The organism is Falsiroseomonas sp., from assembly GCF_041690465.1.
Lineage (GTDB): Bacteria > Pseudomonadota > Alphaproteobacteria > Acetobacterales > Acetobacteraceae > Falsiroseomonas.
The window spans coordinates 1-2,864 of sequence record NZ_JAWLHG010000104.1 but is presented as its reverse complement, the minus strand read 5'-3'; the positions used below and the strand labels follow the sequence as shown (position 1 = coordinate 2,864).

The following is a 2,864-nucleotide window of genomic DNA, read 5'->3' as shown; positions in this document are numbered from 1 at the left end:
TAAGCGGAGGATGATCCCCAAGCCGTCGCTGAAGGCCGGCAGGAGGGAGCGTTGCCGCATGCGATAGATGCCCGCACCGCCTAGTGCTAATCCAATCGAGTGACCACACCGAACGCCGGACAGGCGGGGTGCGTTTGACGGCTCGTTTGGTTTGGCGCACGCTGCCCCGTCGAGACGCACTGGCGAGTGAGAGGGTGTCGTGACTAACGTTCTGAAAGTGCTGGTGATCCTCGGCCTCGTGTCGGCCACTGCATCGGCCGAGCAAACCCAGCCGAACGCATCCGACGATCCCGCCGTGCGCGATCACGTTTTTCTGGTCGTCCTGAAGCCGGGGCCGGCGTGGATCGAAGGCAAACCCGTCAGCGAGCAACCGTTACGCGAGCATGGCCGTTACGTGCTGCAGCGGTACGCGGAGGGCCTGATTCAGGAGGCCGGACCGTTCACGGACGACAGCGGAGGTGCGGTGATTTACCGCGAGGACAGCATCGAGGAGGTCGAATCCCTGCTGGCAGAAGACCCGGCGATCGCCGACGGTGTCCTCGTACCGAGGGTGTATCCCTGGCTGCTGCGCGAGTGGGACCATTATCTGCGGTCGCAGACGACCCACGCGCAAGGCACGTTCGTACCCCGCCGCACGTCCCGCGGCGAACCCGATGGGCGTGACGGCGTCACCCTCGAACGGCAACTGCTCGAGAAGCGCTACGAAGGCGACTTCGTCGGCGAGGGACGCGGCAAGATGCTGACGGCCACCACACCGGTCGAAGGCTCCATGGCCTACGTGGCTTTCGAGCGGGTGACCGGCGAGCTGGCGGGCCGCCGCGGAAGCTTCCTGCTCCAGCACAGCGCCAGCATGGAGCGCGGCACCCCCGGCTGGCTCACGATGACCGTGGTGCCGGATTCCGGCACGGGCGGCCTGGCCGGCCTCGAAGGCGAGATGCGCATCGAGACGGGCGACGGCGGGTATCGCTACGACTTCGAATACACGCTGCCGGAAGCGCCCGAGCCTCGCTGATACCGCCGGCTGATCAGACTGGACGCTGCCAATGTCCCCCCGAGTCTTCTCCGCTGTTCTGCTCACGCCCTTGTACCTCCATGGCGATGCGGCGCTGTTGCTGCTGCGCGTCGTAGTGGGCGCGTTCCTGGTCTGGGGCGTGGCCGACAACGTGCAGAGCGCCGAGCGGATGGACGAGTTCGCAGCGTTTGTTGCCAGCTTCGGCTTTCCGGCGCCGGAGCTCATGGCGCCACTTTCCGTCTGGGCGCAGTTCGGCGTCGGTACCGCGTTCGTCCTCGGGCTCCTCACGCGCTGGGCCGGTGTGATCTGCGCCGTGAATTCCTCATCGCGATCGTGATGGTGGATATTCACAGCGGCATCCGTGGCGCCTTCCCGTCCGCCTGTCTCGTCCTGATCGGTCTCTACTTCGCGACCCATGGCGCGGGGCGGTTCAGCTTGGATAGAGTGCTCGAGTCGCGGCTTGCCGGCCATGAGGGCCGATCGACCAACCCGACGACCGGTTGATTGTCCCTGCCGCGGTGTCTTCTGCGAGGGGTGCTACGGCACCCCCTCGTGCCAACGCACGAGGAACGCGCCAGCCACAGTATCGAGCGCGACATCCGCCATCTCCAGCAGCTCCGAGCCGAGAATGCCCTCGAAACTCCCATTGCCGTTCAAAAGCTGCGCGAGCTCGGGTGGCGGTTCGCCGCTCGAGAGGTGCACCGTTCGGCCGGCGATCGCGACGGCGACCGTGTCGACGCGCGTCTCGAACGCGCCTATGCCGAGATAGAAGTCACTCCGGGTGCCGAGCGGCCGAACGCGGGGGCCCTTCAGGTACGAGAGCGGCGCGCCCGTATCGAACACCACCGGATAGCGTCGATGGGCTTCGATCTCGACCACGGGGAGCCCCAGGGCCAGCCGCAGGGGGATGGCGATGACCCCGTCCAGGCGCCCAGCGGTCTGCCCGGGCCCCTCCAGCACCAGCCGCTTCACGGAGGACTCGATGGCGATCCGCCGGTGGGAAAGGGCGTCCATGCCGAGAATTGCGTCGATGCGCGCATTCACATGGTCGTCGAGCAGCCGCGCGATCTCGTCCGGCATCGGCTGCGCGGGCAGAGGGCAGCCCCCGAGGGTAACTGACCCCGAGCGGGAATAGGTGGACGGCGAGCCGGTATCGAGCAGTACGCTGCGGCCCTCCAACTCGAAGACCACATGCCCCTCTACCATGTCGAAAGGAATCTCCATAGGCGGTTGCCCGGTTCAGCGATTCCGCCCGGCCTCGTCACCCTCGCCGAACTGGCGCCGGCCCTGCTGGGACTTGCGTCTCAGGAAGCTCCGCTTCTCGCGCTCCGCGGCCGGGTCGTAGTTCAGCAGATCCGCCTGGCTCTTCTCCGCCAGGCGTCGCCGCATACGGGAGGAGGAGTACGCCGTTTCCTTCTCCAGCGCCTCGGCGTCGCGCCGAGCTATGAGGTCCCGGACGGTGCGCACCATCTCCCGGAGCCAGGGGTGGTTCGCGGCCTCCTGCTCGGCCCAGGCGAGCAGCCGCTCTGCCTTGCGCCAGTCGCCGGCGCGCACGGCGGCGCGGATGCGCATGTGCAGCTCCGCCGACTCCAGCTCGCGCGCACGGCTCGCCACCAGCTCGTCGTGGGGCAGCGCGTTCAGCACTTCGCCCCGCAGCACGGGCAGGCGCAAAGCGCCCGGCAGAAAGCGGCGTTCGCGGCTCACCGTATCCACCAGCTCGACTTCGATCTCGAGCAGTTGCAGCAACCCACCGGGCTCGACGCCCGCCAGCGCACCTTCGTCGAGCTGCAGGCGAACCAGGGCCCAGGCCTCACTGCCGTAGGCGACGTCGGGCAGGCGGTAGGTCTCCGGC

At 67.7% G+C, this 2,864-nt stretch carries 4 protein-coding genes; 2 read left to right on the top strand and 2 right to left on the bottom strand.

What is annotated here, in order from left to right:
* The first annotated feature begins 199 nt into the window (after positions 1-199).
* Both ACESM1_RS30330 and ACESM1_RS30325 read left to right on the top strand, forming a co-directional pair.
* Positions 200-1,012 carry a DUF3224 domain-containing protein gene (locus ACESM1_RS30330; RefSeq protein ID WP_372625140.1) on the top strand — a complete coding sequence of 271 codons (813 nt, stop codon included), beginning with the start codon at positions 200-202 and terminating at the stop codon, positions 1,010-1,012.
* Between the two features lie 31 nt (positions 1,013-1,043).
* On the top strand, positions 1,044-1,349 hold the full coding sequence (locus ACESM1_RS30325) for a DoxX family protein (RefSeq protein ID WP_372625138.1): 306 nt from the start codon (positions 1,044-1,046) through the stop codon (positions 1,347-1,349).
* A gap of 200 nt (positions 1,350-1,549) precedes the next feature.
* On the opposite strand, the gene ACESM1_RS30320 is transcribed toward ACESM1_RS30325, so the two are convergent.
* Together ACESM1_RS30320 and ACESM1_RS30315 are read right to left on the bottom strand one after the other, a co-directional pair.
* Positions 1,550-2,236: a hypothetical protein gene (locus tag ACESM1_RS30320; protein WP_372625136.1), complete on the bottom strand. Its 687-nt coding sequence runs from the start codon at positions 2,234-2,236 to the stop codon at positions 1,550-1,552.
* 15 nt (positions 2,237-2,251) lie between these two features.
* Positions 2,252-2,864: hypothetical protein (locus ACESM1_RS30315; protein ID WP_372625134.1), on the bottom strand; the 613-nt coding region annotated here is incomplete at its 5' end.